Here is a 14,423-nt window from a genome sequence, read left to right on the forward strand (position 1 = left end):
TGGTCACCGTGGATCCGGGTGTGAGCGGGCCGATTCCGGCGGGCGCGCCCGCGGGCGCCGCCCCGAGCCCGGCTCCCGCTCCGGCTCCGGCCGCGGCGAGCGCCTCGACCGGTCTGCCCACCCGGCAGCCGGGCGCGCAGGTGCCCGGTGGTCTGCCGACCCGTCAGCCGGGTGTGAACGGTCCGACCGTCAAGCACACGGTGTCCGCGCCGGGCGGCGCGAGACCCGGCCTACCCCAGCGGGATCCGGGTGTGAACGGTCCGTCCGCGCCCGCCGCCCAGCCGGGCGCCGCGCTGCCGCAGCGTGGCCAGGGCGAGCCCCCGGCGCAGCCGCGGGGCGGCCTCGCCGCCAACATGCTCAAGCGTCAAGGTGCTCCGGGCGGCATGCCGCCGCGACCGGGTGCACCGGGGGAGCCGGGCGCCGCGCCGCGCGGACCGGGAGCGCCGGGAGGTGCGTCGCAGCCGGGTCAGACCGGTGCGATGCCGCAGCCGGGCCAGTCCGGGTCCATGCCGCAACGCAATCCGTCCGTGGGTCTGCCGCCGCAGCGCGGAGCGGATGCCGCTCCGGCCGGGCCGACCGGTCTGCCGACCCGGCAGCCGGGCGCCAATGGCGCCCCCGGCCGTGAGGCCGGACTCGGACAGCCGCAGCGTCCCGCCCCCGGCGGCATGCCGCAGCGGGATCCGGGTGCGAACGGCGCGCCGCAGCCGCGTGGCGGAGCCGATTCGGGTCCGACTCGTCGTGACCCGGCCGCGGATGCTCAGCCGCAGCGGGATTCGGCCGCCGGTGGTCTGCCGACCCGTCAGCCGGGCGCCAATGGCGCTCCGGGGCAGCGGGGTCCGGGAGCGCCGGGCGCGCCCCAGCGCGGCCCCGCCGCACAGCGTGACGCGCTGCCCCCGCGCGACGGTGGTCTGCCGCAGCGCGACTCCGCCGCCGGTGGTCTCCCGCAGCGTGGTCCTTCCGGTGGTGGCCTGCCGCAGCGTGGTCCGGCTGAGGGTGGTCTGCCCCAGCGTGGTCCGGCTGAGGGTGGTCTGCCCCAGCGTGGTCCGTCCGAGGGTGGTCTCCCGCAGCGTGGTCCGGCTGAGGGTGGTCTGCCCCAGCGCGGTCCCGCCGACGGTGGTCTCCCGCAGCGTGGTCCGGCTGAGGGCGGTCTGCCCCAGCGTGGTCCGTCCGACGGTGGTCTCCCGCAGCGTGGTTCGAACGGTCTCCCGCAGCGTGATGCCGGTAATGGCTTGCCGCAGCGTGGTCCGGGCACCGGCCTGCCGCAGCGCGGTGCGCCGGGCGCCGATTCGCTCTCGGGTGGTCTGACTCAGCGTGATCCGCTGAGTGGTCCGCTGCCGAAGCGTGATCCGCTGAACGATCCACTGCCGCACCAGGAGCAGGGCGCGGATCGGGGTATCGGTCTGCCGCAGCGCGGTGCGACCGGTCTGCCGCAGCGTGATCCGGGTGCGGTGCTGCCGCAGCGTCCCGCCCCGATTCCGGGCATCGGTCTGCCGCAGAGCGGTGACGACGGTGTCAAGGAGCCCGGACGGCACAGCTTCCGGTCCAACCCGGCGAAGGCGGCCTCGTTCTTCCAGACGCGGTTGCAGCCGGCGGATGCGCCCGGTGACTCGATCATGGGCGGCACGCCGATCTTCGCGGAGATGATGTCGGCGTGGCTCTCCGATCCGAGTGCCGATCGGTCCCAGGTGGCCTCGTCGTTCGAATCCCCGGGTGACGAGGGCTGGCAGGCCGCGCAGCGGGTCAGTCAGTCCGCGCCGGACAAGCGGACGGCAGCCGGTCTGCCGCAACGTGATCCGGGTAACCGACTTGTGCCCGGCGGTGTGAACGGAAACGCTGACAAGGCGGCCCACCGAGACCCAGAATCCATCAGGTCAAGTCTGAGTCGTCACCAGCAGGGCGTCCGGGATGGCCGTGCCATGCAAGCTATGAACCTAACCGGAGATAAAGGAGACCGATGAACCCCGATCTAGGTGGTACGAAGCGACAGCTGGATTGGCTGGTTTCGAACTTCGCCAATGAGGTTCCCGGCGTTGCGCACGCGGTCCTGGTATCCGCTGACGGCCTGCTGATGGCCGCGAGCGCGCAGCTGCCCGTGGACCGTGCCGAGCAGCTGTCCGCTGTGACCGCGGGGCTCGCGAGCCTCTCGGTGGGTGTGTCGAACTTGTTCGAGGGCGGCACCGTGCTGCAGTCGGTGGTCGAGATGGAACACGGCTACCTGCTGCTCATGGCTGTCGGTGACGGCTCGTATCTGGCGGTCCTGACGAATACGTCGTGTGACATCGGTCAGGTCGGATACGAGATGGCTTTGTTGGTCGAGCGAGTGGGCCAGACGGTTCAGGCCACACCTCGCGTCACGATGGGTTCCTGATGGCGGGATGGACATAGACAACGAACGCGTTGGGAGCGCCGAACCGAGCTTGGTTCGCCCGTATTCACTGACGGCCGGTCGCACCCGGCCGAAGGTGGAGCTCGCCTTGGAGGCGCTCGTCGCATCGCATCCGGTCGCCCTCGAGCGGCAGTTCGAACTCACCAACATCGAGACGTCAATCGTGGAGTTGTGCAGAGAATCGCCGTCGGTTGCCGAAGTAGCCGCGCGCCTGGGCATCCCGCTCGGGGTCGCGCGGGTGCTGGTTGCCGACCTCATCGATGCAGGCCATGTGCGGGTATCGGCGACATTGAAAGACGATTCCAGCGACGATGAACGTCGCGAGCTGATCGAAAGGGTTCTCAGTGGACTCCGGCGTATTTGATTCGACGACACAGGTCGACACGCGCACCAGCAAGCCCACGTCGGCCAAGATCGTCGTGGCCGGTGGTTTCGGTGTCGGCAAGACCACCCTGGTCGGTGCCGTGTCGGAGATCGTTCCGCTGCGCACCGAGGCTTTGGTGACCAATGCCAGTGTCGGCGTGGACTCCCTGACCGGGGTCCCGTCGAAGGCCACCACCACGGTGGCCATGGACTTCGGCCGGATCAGCCTGGCCGACGACCTGGTGCTGTACCTGTTCGGCACGCCCGGCCAGTACCGCTTCTGGTTCATGTGGGACGACCTGATCAAGGGCGCCATCGGCGCCGTGGTGCTGGTCGACACCCGCCGGTTGGAGGACAGTTTCGCCGCCGTCGACTACTTCGAGGCGCGTAACCTACCCTTCCTGGTCGCCATCAACGAATTCGATGATGCGCCACGGTATCCGGTGGAGGACATCCGCCAGGCCCTGGCGGTGCCCGCCGACGTGCCGATCCTCTCGATCGACGCCCGTCGCCGGGAACCGGTCAAGCAGGCCCTGGTCGCGGTCACCGAGTACGCCCTCCGCAAGGTCGTACAAGGCTACTGAGCTGTGTTGAATTGCGGCGGCTCCGCCGCCGCGGTTCGCGGCCCTCGTAACCTCGGCCTTCCCTCCTCCGCTCCTCCGCTTCGCTCCCCCGCTCCGTCAGTCCAGGCCGAGGCGGGCCGCGAACTGTGGGTGGGCGATTTATAGCTACTCTCATGCCTCATGAAGATCTCGGCGCGGGAGTTGCTCGGCGAATTGCTGGATCCCGGTTCCTTCGTGAGCTGGGATCGGCCACCCGTGGTGGTGGATGCGTCGCCGGAGTATCGCAAGGAGTTGTCGGCTGCCGCGGCAACGGCGGGTACCGATGAAGCGGTGCTCACCGGGGAGGGGTTGCTGCGCGGACGGCGGGTCGCCGTGATCGCGTGCGAGTTCGCGTTTCTGGCGGGGTCCATCGGGGTGGCCGCGGCCGAACGCATCGTGACGGCCGTCGAGCGCGCCACCGAATTGGGGTTGCCGCTGCTCGCCTCGCCGACCTCGGGTGGCACCCGAATGCAGGAGGGCACAGTCGCTTTCGTGCAGATGGTGAAGGTGGCGGGGGCGCTGGCGGTACACAAGGCCGCCGGTCATCCGTATCTGGTGTATCTGCGTGATCCGACCATGGGCGGGGTGTTCGCCTCGTGGGGTTCGTTGGGGCACATGACTTTCGCCGAACCGGGTGCTCTGGTCGGATTCCTCGGGCCTCGGGTTTACCAGGCGCTCTACGGGAAACAGTTTCCGGAGGGTGTGCAGACAGCCGAAAACCTTTACCACAACGGTGTTATCGACGGCGTGGTGCCGGTTTCGGTCTTCCGCCGTATCGCGCATCGGACCCTGGTGGTGTTGTGTGACGGCCCGATTCCGTTGCCCGGCAATGGCGGTGACGCGCCGCCCCCCGCGGCCGGGGTGGGCGAGTTCCTGGCGGGCCCGCAGGAGCGGGGTGGCCTGGCCGTGCTGGATACGGCCGAGGTGCATGCCTGGCAGTCGGTGCTGATCTCGCGGCGCGGGGACCGTCCGGGCATTCGCGAGTTGTTGCGCCATGTCACCGACCGGGTCCCGTTGTCCGGCACCGGTCAGGGCGAGCTGGATCGCACGGTCGTGCACGCACTGGCCCGTTTCCGCGGCCAGCCGTGCATCGTTTTCGGCCATGACCGCGCCGGCCAGTCACCCGACAACACCATGGGCCCGGCGGCCCTGCGCGAGGCGCGCCGCAGTATGCACCTGGCGGCGGAGTTGCGTGTGCCTTTGGTGCTGGTGATCGATACCGCCGGCGCCTCCTTGTCCCGCGAGGCGGAGGAGCGCGGTCTGGCCCCGGAGATCGCCCGCTGCCTGGCCGATCTCGTCACCCTGGACACGCCCACGGTGTCGGTGCTGCTGGGCCAGGGCAGTGGTGGCGGCGCGCTGGCCCTGCTCCCCGCCGACCGCGTGCTGGCCGCCGCCAACGGCTGGCTGGCCCCGCTGCCCCCGGAGGGCGCCAGCGCGATCATCCACCGCGACACCTGGCACGCTCCCGGATTGGCTGCCGCGCAACGCATCCGCGCGGTGGATCTGGAGGCCGACGGCATCGTCGACCGCATCGTGCACGAGTACCCGGACGCCGCCGAGGAGCCGGTGGACTTCGCGATGCGCATGGTCGAGACCATCGCCGAGGAGCTGGCCGCCCTCACCGCCCGCCCCCTCGACGCCCTGCGCGCCGCTCGCCACCTGCGCTATCGCCGCCTGGGCCTCGGAGCGTAGTTCTCGTCACGTCCCGTTTCTCTGAAGCTGTCTATTTGCTGCCGAGGGGGCTCGACACGCGGTTTTCCGAATGCAGCACTCGGTTGACGGCATGGACCTGCGCTTCTAACTTCGACATGGTGACGTACCGGTTCGAGGCCAGCGACATCCCAGCGATCGTGCTCAGTGATGGGCAGGTGATGCCGAAACTGGGGTTCGGGGCCTACAAGGTCGATGGGGGTGACGCGGTCGGCACCATCGTGTCGGCCCTGGAGCTCGGTTACCGGAGTATCGACACCGCCGCCTTCTACGGCAACGAGGAGGAAGTGGGTCGCGCGATCCATGACTCGGGGCTGCCGCGCGACGAGGTGTTCGTCACCACCAAGCTGTGGAACGCCGACCACGGGTACGACGCGACGATGCGCGCCTTCGACGCCAGTCTGAAGCGGCTGGGCCTGGACCGCCTCGACCTGTTCCTGATTCATTGGCCGGTGCCCGCGGCCGATCGGTATGTCGACACCTTCCGGGCGATGCAGTCGCTCAAGCGGCAGGGCCGGGTGGTGTCGATCGGCGTCTCGAACTTCACCCGCGCGCACCTGGAGCGGGTGATCGGGGAGACCGGTGAGGTGCCGGCCATCAATCAGGTTGAGCTGCACCCGTATTACGCGCAGTCGGAGCTGCGGGCGTTCCATGCCGCGCACGGCATCGTGACCGAGGCGTGGAGTCCGCTGGGCCGCGGCGCGGAATTCAACGATTCGGTGATCATCGCCCTGGCCGACAAGCTGGGCCGCACGCCGGCGCAGGTCATTCTGCGCTGGCACATGCAGTTGGGGAACGTGGCCATCCCCAAGTCCGGTGACCCGAAGCGGATGGCGGAGAACCTGGCGATCTTCGATTTCGAGCTCACCGGCCGGGAGATGACGCAGATCGCCGGGATCGACAAGGGCGCGCGGCAGGGCGCCGACCCCGACCTGTTCGACATGGACGCCCCCGCCTGAGCCGAGCTCAGTCCTCCGGCCGGTTCGGGTGGGTGGGAATGCCCAGGTACGAGGTCAATTCGACCGCGGCGGCCCGTCCGGCCCGGTTGGCGCCGATGGTGCTGGCGGAGGGCCCGTAGCCGATCAGGTGAATGCGGGGATCGGATTCGACCCGGGTGGCGAGGCGTCCGCCCATGGTGATGCCGCCGCCGGGTCCGCGCAGTCGCAGCGGGGCCAGATGGTCGAGGGCGCTGCGGAATCCGGTGGCCCACAGGATGACGTCGGCGCGCTGGAAGCCGCCGTCGGCCCAGCGGATGCCGTCGGGTTCGATGTGGTCGAACATGGGTCGCCGGTCGAGCGCGCCGCGGGCGCGCATGGCCCGGACCCGGGCGTCCTCGGGCAGGCCGGTCACCGACACCACCGATCCGGGTGGAAGTCCGCGCCGGACCCGGTCTTCCACCATGGCCACCGCGGCCCGCCCGTCCTCGGGCGCGAATTGTGCTGTGCGGAAGACGGGTTCGCGGCGGGTCACCCAGGTCGTGGTGGTGACCTGCGAGATCTCGTCGAGCAGTTGCACGGCGGTGATGCCGGCGCCGACCACGACGACGTGCTTGCCCTCGAATTCCGTTGCGGCCCGGTAATCGTGGGCGTGCAGCTGCCGTCCGGCGAAGGTTTCCGCGCCCCGGTAGTAGGGGATGAACGGCTTGTCCCAGGTGCCGGTGGCGTTGACCAGCCCGCGCGTCCGCACGGTCGCGCCGGGTTTCAGTTCCGCGTGCAGCAGCCCGTCGACCTGCTGGTTGGGGCAGGTGGCGGCGGTGGCGCGGTCGCAGACCACGGTCACCGATATCGGCCGGTGCACGCGCAGGTCGAAGCGTTTCTCGTAGAGCTCGAAGTAGTGCGGTACGGCGGTGGCGGCCTGTGCGTTGTCCGAGCCCGCGGGCAGCGTCTCCTCGAAGGACATGCCCGGCAGGTCGTGCACCCGGTTGACGGTGCTCAATGTCAGTGACGGCCACCGGAATTGCCAGGCTCCGCCCGCGGCGGGGGAGTGGTCGACGATGAGGAAGTCCTGTTCGGGCCGCAATCCGAGCCTGCGCAGGTGGTAGCCGACCGATAATCCGGCCTGCCCCGCGCCGATGACAAGGATGTCGACATCGGGTGTTGCGGTCACGGACCCGACGGTACGCGCACCTAGAGTGAAAGCCGATCATGGGTCAGGCACCTGGTGAGTTTGGATAGTGGGGAAGGGACAGATGCTCGGAGTCAGCCGCGATGGCGAGGTCGTGACCATCGAACTGCAGCGTCCGGATCGCCGGAACGCCCTGAACGAGGAACTGATCGGCCGCTTGCACGCCGCGCTCGAGGAGGCCGCGACGTCGGCCCGGGTGATCGTGCTGACCGGTCAGGGCCCGATCTTCAGTGCGGGCGCGGATCTGGACGGCGTGTATTCGGACAGCTTCCTGAACGGCCTGCTGTCCATGCTGCGCACCATCGAAACCATTCCGGTGCCGGTGATCGCTGCCATCAACGGCGGGGCGCTGGGGGCGGGGGTGCAACTGGCCCTGGCCTCGGACCTGCGGGTGATGTCGCCCGATTCCTTCATCGCGGTCCCGGCCGCGAAACTCGGTATCTCCGTTGACCGTTGGACCGTGCGGCGGCTGTCGTCGCTGATCGGTTCCGGTCCGGCCCGGACCATTCTGATGGGCGCCGAGCGGGTGTCCGCCGCGGACGCCTACGCGTTCGGTTTCGCCAACAAGATCGGGACCCTGGCCGACGCGCAGGCCTGGGCCAAGCAGATCGCCGAGCTCGCGCCGCTGTCGCTGCGGCATCTGAAGCTGGTCTTCAACGACGACGACTCCCGCGGCCCCGACACCGCCGCGCAGAGCGCGGCCCTGGACGCGGCGTGGCGGAGCGATGACGCGAAGGAAGCCCGGGTGGCGCGCCAGGAGAAGCGGACCGCGAAGTTCGAGGGCCGATGAACGGGCAGCGCGCGCGGGAGAATGCGCGGAGACTGGTGGGTATGGCAGCGGGCGCTTTCGGTCTTTCCTGGGTGGTGCGGGCGGCTTGGGGGATTCCCTCGGCCATGGGCGCGTCGATTTCGGCTATCGCGCCGACCGCGCGCGGGGCGACCACCTATCGCAATCGGCAGTTCCACAACACCGAGCCGAGCAGTCAGCTCACCGGTTCCGGGCTGGAGTTGCTGTACCAACTGGCCACCCAGCGCAATAACGGCCGCCCGCCGGGGACCATCCCGCTGGTGACGCCCGAGCTGCCGGAGCAGGCCGGCGAGCTGGCGGTGACCTGGTACGGGCACGCCACCTGCCTGGTCGAGGTGGACGGCTATCGGGTGCTGACCGATCCGGTGTGGAGTGAGCGGGTGTCGCCCTCGCCGCTGGTGGGCCCGGCCCGCCTGCATCCGGTGCCGTCGCCGTTGTCGGAGCTGCCGGCGCTGGACGCGGTGCTCATCTCGCACGACCATTACGACCACCTCGACCGCGACACGGTGACCGCGCTGGTCGAGAGCCAGGATTGCGTGTTCATCGTGCCGGTCGGCATCGGCGCGCACCTGCGGCACTGGTCGGTGCCGGACGAACGGGTCGTCGAATTGGATTGGACCGCTTCGGTTTCGCTGTCGGAACTGAAGCGTGATCGCGGTGACGGCACGGATCTGGTGATCACCTGTTCGGAGGCGCGGCACTTCTCCGGTCGCGGCCTGGTGCGCAACACCACCCTGTGGGCGTCGTGGTCCATCGCGGGTCCGACCCGGCGCGTCTATTTCGGCGGCGACACCGGCTACACCAAGGCGTTCGCGGAGGCGGGCGCCCGGCTGGGCCCGTTCGACCTGACCCTGCTGCCCATCGGCGCCTACGATCGGCACTGGCCGGACGTGCACATGAACCCGGAGGAGGCGGTTTCCGCCCACGCCGATCTGTGCGTCGGCGATGCGGGGTTCGGGCTGCTGGTGCCGATTCACTGGGCCACCTTCAATCTGGCCTTCCACGGCTGGTCGGAGCCGGTGCAGCGGTTGGTCGAGGCGGCGGAGGCGGCCGGGACACACGTTGCCGTGCCGAAGCCGGGCCAGCGGATCGACCCGATTGGCCTGCCACCACGGGATTCGTGGTGGGAGGATATTCGCCAATAACGGACCGAGATTGAAGGAGCAGGGCTGTGAGTCTCATGGACACGCTCAAGGGCTTGGTCGGCAAGGGCAAGGAAGTGGCGGCCCAGAACGCCGAGAAGATCGAGCAGGCGGTCGACAAGGCCGGTCACGTGATCGACGAGAAAACCGGGGGGAAGTTCTCCTCCCAGATCGGCAAGGGCACGGAGGCGGTCAAGAACGCTATCCCGACCGACACGGCTGCGGCGGAAGCGCCCGCCGAGGCGGCCGCCGAGCCCGCTCCTGCCGAGCCCGCTCCTGCCGAGCCCGCTCCTGCCGAGCCCGCTCCTGCCGAGCCCGCTCCTGCCGAGCCCGCTCCCGCCGAGCCCGCCCCCGCCGAGTCGGCGGCCGAACCGGCCCCGGAGCCCGCGGCAGGCGAACAGCCTCCGGCCTAGTCGTACCGGTCTTTCCACGGGCTGTTCGGGAGTGGCGGGGGAGCTCCGCCGCTTGACCCGAACGGCCCGTTGGCTTTTCACGGCCGTGCGTGGTTGCGGGTTTCGGGCGGGACCCGGCCCTAAACTGCTGTCATGGGGTCCCGCCGGGATTTCGGGGGCATCGAGGTTGGGCTGACCAACCTCGACAAGGTGCTGTACCCGGCTACCGGGACCACCAAGGGTGCGGTCATCGACTATTTCACGGCCATCGCCCCGGCGCTGCTGCCGCATATCGCGGACCGCCCGGTGACCCGTAAGCGGTGGCCGAACGGGGTGGACGAGCAGTCGTTCTTCGAGAAGAACCTGGCCGAGCACGCGCCGAAGTGGTTGGAACGGCGCACCGTTCGGCATTCCGATCGGCCGGTCACCTATCCGCTCATCGACTCGGTGGCCGGCATGGCCTGGCTCGGGCAGCAGGCCGCCCTGGAATTGCATGTGCCGCAATGGCGTTTCGACGGCGCCGAGGTCGGTGACGTCACCCGCCTGGTGTTCGATCTGGATCCCGGGCCGGGCGCGGGGCTCGACCGGTGCGCCGAGGTCGCTTTGATCCTGCGCGATGTGGTGCGCGAGGTGGGTTTGCAGGCGTACCCGGTCACCAGCGGCTCCAAGGGAATCCACATCTACGTGCCGCTGGACCGCAGGCTCGGCCCGAACGGGGCGTCGACGGTCGCCAAACAGGTCGCCACCAATCTGCAGCAGCTGCGGCCGGAGCTGGTGACGGCCGTCATGGCCAAGTCGGCGCGGGCGGGCAAGGTGTTCCTGGACTGGAGCCAGAACAATCCCGCCAAGACCACCATCGCGCCGTATTCGCTGCGCGGCCGCGCCGAGCCGTGGGTGGCCGCGCCGCGCGACTGGTCGGAGATCGAGCAGCCGAAGCGGCTGCGGCACTTGACCTTCGGCGAAGTGCTACGGCGATTCGAGGAGCAGGGCGACCTGCTGGCGGGATTGGACGACCCGCTGCCGGAACCGGATCGGCTCGACACCTATCGGTCCATGCGCGATCCCGGCCGTACCCCCGAACCGGTGCCTCCCGGCCGGCCCGACGCCGGGCCGGGGGATCGATTCGTGGTGCAGGAGCATCACGCCCGCCGCCTGCACTGGGATGTCCGGCTGGAACGCGACGGCGTCCTCGCGTCCTGGGCGGTCCCCAAGGGCCCGCCCACCGATACCGGCGAGAACCGGCTGGCCGTGCACACCGAGGACCATCCGATCGAGTACCTCACCTTCCACGGGACCATCCCCAAGGGTGAGTACGGCGGCGGCGAGATGACGATCTGGGATTCGGGCACCTACGAGACCGAGAAGTGGCGGGACGACGAGGTCATCGTCTGGTTGCGCGGGCAGCGGCTGATCGGGCGGTACGCGCTGATCCGGACCAACGGCAATCAATGGCTCATGCATCTGATGAAGGATCAGACTCCACCGGAAGACAATGGGGCGCAACAGGTCTCGGCGCCACGGGCGCCCGCGCCGATGCCGCGCGGGATCGAGCCGATGCTGGCCACGGCCGGTGACGTGACGACCCTCGACGCCGGGCAGTGGGCCTTCGAGACCAAATGGGACGGCTTCCGGTTGATCGCCGAGATCGAGGACGGCGCGGTGACCTTGCGCAGCCGCGCCGGTCACGTCGTCACCGGGAAGTATCCGGGCCTGGCGGTGCTGGGTACGGAACTGTCCGGCCACGCCGCGGTGCTGGACGGCGAGGCGGTGGTCTTCGACGAGCACGGCGGCGCGAATCTCGGCCTGCTGCGCGCCGATTCGGACCGCGCCGTCTTCCTGGCCTTCGACCTGCTGTACCTGGACGGCACCTCGCTGGTCCGCAAACGCTACGACGATCGGAGGCGGGTCCTGGAAGCTCTTGCCGGGCAGGCGCGTTCGCTGATCGTGCCGCCGCAGCTGCGTGGCTCGGGCGCGGATGCGCTGCGCTATAGCCAGGAACACGGCATGGAGGGGGTGGTCGCCAAACGCCGCGACTCGGTCTACCTGCCCGGTCGCCGCGGCCAGTCCTGGATCAAGACCCGCAACTGGCGGACGCTGTCGGTGGTGGTCGGCGGCTATCGGCGTTCGGCGGCACGGCAGTTCGCGTCCCTGCTGGTCGGCGTCCGGCATCAGGGCGAGCTGTACTACCTCGGCCGGGTCGGCACGGGTTTCAGTGAGCAGGAGATGAGCGATCTCGCCGACCGCCTGCGCCGTCTGGAACGCAAGACCAGCCCGTTCGGCAACGACCTCACCGCCGACGAACGCCGTGACGCCGTCTGGGTGACGCCGAAGCTGACGGGCACGGTCCGCTTCCAGAATTGGACCGAGACCGGACGCCTGTGGCATCCGGCGTGGATCCCCGGCTCCGACTAACTCGTCTTCTCCAGCAGCGGCACGATGGTGTCGGAATCGGTGACGATGGCGTGCCCCTGGAACGCGAAGTCGTCCCAGGCCCGCTGTAGGCCCGCCGTGTCGCGCCCGCCGACCCCGTCCCGGATCACGATCGGCACGAACCCCAGGTCGGTGGAGTGGCTCACGGTCGGCGCGATCCCGATCTCCAGCGCGACCCCGACGATCGCGTACGCCCCGATCCCGAGATCCCGCAGCGTGGATGCCAGGGGAGTGCCCTCGAACGCCGACATCGACGTCTTGTCGAACACCACTTCGCCCTCGCGCGGCTGCAGTTCGGGCACCAGCTGGAAGGCCGGCGTATCCCGCTGCAGGATCGGCACCACGTCCTCCGCTGATTCCGCACCCTGCCAGCTCATCGCCATCCGCAGCGCGAACTTCCCCATCAGCCGTTTCGGCAGGAAGAAGTGCCGTAGGAAGATCACGGGATAGCCGCCGCGCCGCGCGGCCTCGACGACCCGCACCACCCGTTCGGTGATCGCCGCCCCGTCCTCGAGCTGCCCCAGCACCCCGACCTGCATGTCGTACACGACGACCGCCATGCTCTCCGGTGCACAGACGTCCTCGAGCGTCTCCGGTATCTCCAGCCCATTCCCGCGCCGCATAAGCCCTCCGCAATAGCCCAGTGCCCCACCCTCTTTCGCCACCCTACGCCTCACCCGAGTTCGGCCAGCTTGCCTTCGAGCAGGGCGCGTTCGCGGTCGTTGCGGCACAGGTCGATCGCGCGTGCGAAGGCCGCCCGGGCTTCGTTCCGCCGGTCTAGTTTGGCGAGCAGCTCGCCGCGGACGCTCGCCAGCAGATGCGAGTCCGCGAGCTCCGCGGCGGTTTCGAGCTCGTCGACGATGGTCAGTGCGGCCGCCGGGCCCTGTGCCATGCAGACCGCGACCGCCCGGTTGAGGTCCACGATCGGGGACGGGGCGAGCCGGCCGAGCGCTTCGTAGAGCAGCACGATGCGATCCCAGTCGGTGTCGTCCACCGAGTCGGCGATCGCATGGCATTCGGCGATCGCGGCCTGCAGACCGTACGCGCCGAGCCCGCGCCCGGCTCGGGCCGCCTGCTGCAGTGCGGCCCGGCCGCGCCGTATCGCGGTCCGGTCCCAGCGCATTCGATTCTGTTGTTCCAGCAGAACCGGGTGTCCATGCGCGTCGACCCGGGCGGGAAAGCGGGCGGCGGTCAGTTCGAGCAGGGCCAGCAGGCCGTGGACTTCGGGTTCGGCCGGCATGAGGTGCGCCAGCACCCGAGCGAGCCGCTGCGCCTCGGCGGCGAGGTCCAGACGGATGAGGTCGGATCCGGAGGTGGCCGAGGAGCCTTCGGTGAAGATCACGTAGATGACATTGAGCACCGAGCCGAGTCGCGCCCCGCGCTCGTTCTCGGGCGGTACCCCGAACGGAACTCGCGCCGCCGCGAGGGTCTTCTTGGCGCGTGTGATCCGGGCCTGCACGGTCGCGGTCGGGACCAGGCAGGCTTTGGCGATCTCGTCGCTGGTCAGGCCGCCGACCACGCGCAGGGTCAACGCCACCCGGGCCTCCCGCGACAGGACCGGGTGGCACGACACGAACATCAGGGCGAGCACGTCGTCGTCGATCTGATCCGGGTCCCAGAGTGGTTCCGAATCGGGAGCCTCCGCGCCCGGCCCGCCGGTCGCCGTGCCGCCCTCGCCGAGTTCGCGGGCGAGGGCGGCGTACCGATCGTCACGGATGGCGCGCCGGCGGAAGGCATCGATGGCCCGCCGTCGTCCGACCGTGAGCAACCAACCGGACGGGTTGCGGGGCACACCGTCCCGCGGCCAGGTCACCAACGCTTCCGCCAGTGCTTCCTGTGCCAGGTCTTCGGCGAGTGCGAAATCGCCGGTGTATCGGGCCAGTGCGCCGACGATGCGGGCGGATTCGATGCGCCACACCGCGGCGACGGCCTCACGACCGGTAGCGACGGCCATCCCTCAGCAGCTCACAGCTGTCCGGTCTTTTCGCGCCAAGCACGTTCCTTGCGGATCCACTCGTTGTCCTGCGGGAATTCGTCGATGGTGGTGACCCGCCGGATCTCGGTCTTGAATCCCGCGCCCAGGGACGGTGCCCGCTTGGCCCATTCGACGGCCTCCTCCTTGGACGCGACGTTCAAGATGTAGAAGCCGCCGAACAGCTCCTTGGTCTCGCCGTACGGTCCGTCGGTGACCAGCGGCGGCTCGGACGAGAAGTCCACCACCACGCTGTCTTCCGGGCTGTCGAGGCCCTCCGCCGCCAGCAGCACCCCGGCCCGGATCAGCTCGTCGTTGAAGCGCCCGACGGTTTCGATCATCTTCTCGAAGTCGGCCTCGGCCATGGCCGCATTGCCCTCGTCGGTGGCGCGCCAGATGAGCATGTACTTCACGATGGTCCTCCTTGTCGCGGGTCGCTGTCCGACCCTCTCACGCCAAGGTCGAACGGCGGCCCAGGGAAATCGACACGGCGT

At 69.5% G+C, this 14,423-nt stretch carries 14 protein-coding genes; 9 read left to right on the plus strand and 5 right to left on the minus strand.

Annotated elements, in window-relative coordinates:
- Nucleotides 1-230 precede the first annotated feature (230 nt).
- Entirely contained in the window at nucleotides 231-1,850 is a 1,620-nt protein-coding gene (locus ACYVKL_RS08910; RefSeq protein ID WP_379168883.1) for a pentapeptide repeat-containing protein, read from the minus strand.
- Between the two features lie 104 nt (nucleotides 1,851-1,954).
- Between ACYVKL_RS08910 and ACYVKL_RS08915 the strand changes: the two genes are divergently transcribed.
- The 5 genes from ACYVKL_RS08915 (at nucleotide 1,955) to ACYVKL_RS08935 (ending at nucleotide 6,020) form a co-directional block, all read left to right on the plus strand.
- Entirely contained in the window at nucleotides 1,955-2,368 is a 414-nt protein-coding gene (locus ACYVKL_RS08915) for a roadblock/LC7 domain-containing protein (protein WP_029930951.1), read from the plus strand.
- A gap of 7 nt (nucleotides 2,369-2,375) precedes the next feature.
- Nucleotides 2,376-2,750 carry a DUF742 domain-containing protein gene (locus tag ACYVKL_RS08920; RefSeq protein ID WP_033085504.1) on the plus strand — a complete coding sequence of 125 codons (375 nt, stop codon included), beginning with the start codon at nucleotides 2,376-2,378 and terminating at the stop codon, nucleotides 2,748-2,750.
- Nucleotides 2,731-3,333 (plus strand): GTP-binding protein, encoded by a 603-nt coding sequence (locus tag ACYVKL_RS08925; protein WP_174391578.1) that lies wholly within the window; start codon nucleotides 2,731-2,733, stop codon nucleotides 3,331-3,333. Before ACYVKL_RS08920 ends, ACYVKL_RS08925 begins: the two co-directional genes overlap by 20 nt.
- Nucleotides 3,334-3,492: 159 nt before the next feature.
- Nucleotides 3,493-5,043, plus strand: a complete 1,551-nt coding sequence (locus ACYVKL_RS08930) for a carboxyl transferase domain-containing protein (RefSeq protein ID WP_379168240.1) — start codon at nucleotides 3,493-3,495, stop codon at nucleotides 5,041-5,043.
- Nucleotides 5,044-5,162: 119 nt separating this feature from the next.
- On the plus strand, nucleotides 5,163-6,020 hold the full coding sequence (locus ACYVKL_RS08935) for an aldo/keto reductase (protein ID WP_379168242.1): 858 nt from the start codon (nucleotides 5,163-5,165) through the stop codon (nucleotides 6,018-6,020).
- Between the two features lie 7 nt (nucleotides 6,021-6,027).
- Here ACYVKL_RS08935 and ACYVKL_RS08940 read toward each other — a convergent pair whose 3' ends face one another.
- On the minus strand, nucleotides 6,028-7,167 hold the full coding sequence (locus ACYVKL_RS08940; protein WP_213558157.1) for an NAD(P)-binding domain-containing protein: 1,140 nt from the start codon (nucleotides 7,165-7,167) through the stop codon (nucleotides 6,028-6,030).
- 82 nt (nucleotides 7,168-7,249) lie between these two features.
- Between ACYVKL_RS08940 and ACYVKL_RS08945 the strand changes: the two genes are divergently transcribed.
- From ACYVKL_RS08945 to ACYVKL_RS08960, 4 genes are all read left to right on the plus strand, one after another.
- Complete coding sequence (locus tag ACYVKL_RS08945) at nucleotides 7,250-7,975, plus strand: enoyl-CoA hydratase (RefSeq protein WP_379168244.1); 726 nt, start codon at nucleotides 7,250-7,252, stop codon at nucleotides 7,973-7,975.
- Between the two features lie 41 nt (nucleotides 7,976-8,016).
- The gene (locus ACYVKL_RS08950; protein ID WP_379168247.1) at nucleotides 8,017-9,138 is read left to right on the plus strand and encodes an MBL fold metallo-hydrolase; all 1,122 of its coding nucleotides are present in this window, start codon (nucleotides 8,017-8,019) and stop codon (nucleotides 9,136-9,138) included.
- A 35-nt stretch (nucleotides 9,139-9,173) separates the two neighbouring features.
- Nucleotides 9,174-9,548 carry an antitoxin gene (locus ACYVKL_RS08955; RefSeq protein ID WP_379168885.1) on the plus strand — a complete coding sequence of 125 codons (375 nt, stop codon included), beginning with the start codon at nucleotides 9,174-9,176 and terminating at the stop codon, nucleotides 9,546-9,548.
- A gap of 132 nt (nucleotides 9,549-9,680) precedes the next feature.
- Complete coding sequence (locus ACYVKL_RS08960; protein ID WP_379168250.1) at nucleotides 9,681-11,939, plus strand: ATP-dependent DNA ligase; 2,259 nt, start codon at nucleotides 9,681-9,683, stop codon at nucleotides 11,937-11,939.
- Here ACYVKL_RS08960 and ACYVKL_RS08965 read toward each other — a convergent pair.
- From ACYVKL_RS08965 to ACYVKL_RS08975, 3 genes are read right to left on the minus strand one after another with little or no spacing between them, the layout of a single operon-like run.
- Nucleotides 11,936-12,580 carry a cysteine hydrolase family protein gene (locus ACYVKL_RS08965; protein WP_357198235.1) on the minus strand — a complete coding sequence of 215 codons (645 nt, stop codon included), beginning with the start codon at nucleotides 12,578-12,580 and terminating at the stop codon, nucleotides 11,936-11,938. The genes ACYVKL_RS08960 and ACYVKL_RS08965 overlap by 4 nt on opposite strands.
- A 50-nt stretch (nucleotides 12,581-12,630) precedes the next feature.
- Nucleotides 12,631-13,911, minus strand: coding sequence for an RNA polymerase sigma factor (locus ACYVKL_RS08970; RefSeq protein WP_379168252.1), 1,281 nt, complete (start codon nucleotides 13,909-13,911; stop codon nucleotides 12,631-12,633).
- A gap of 11 nt (nucleotides 13,912-13,922) precedes the next feature.
- Nucleotides 13,923-14,342 carry a YciI family protein gene (locus tag ACYVKL_RS08975; RefSeq protein WP_213558150.1) on the minus strand — a complete coding sequence of 140 codons (420 nt, stop codon included), beginning with the start codon at nucleotides 14,340-14,342 and terminating at the stop codon, nucleotides 13,923-13,925.
- Between the last annotated feature and the right edge of the window lie 81 nt (nucleotides 14,343-14,423).

The sequence above is a fragment of the Nocardia tengchongensis genome (assembly GCF_054781395.1).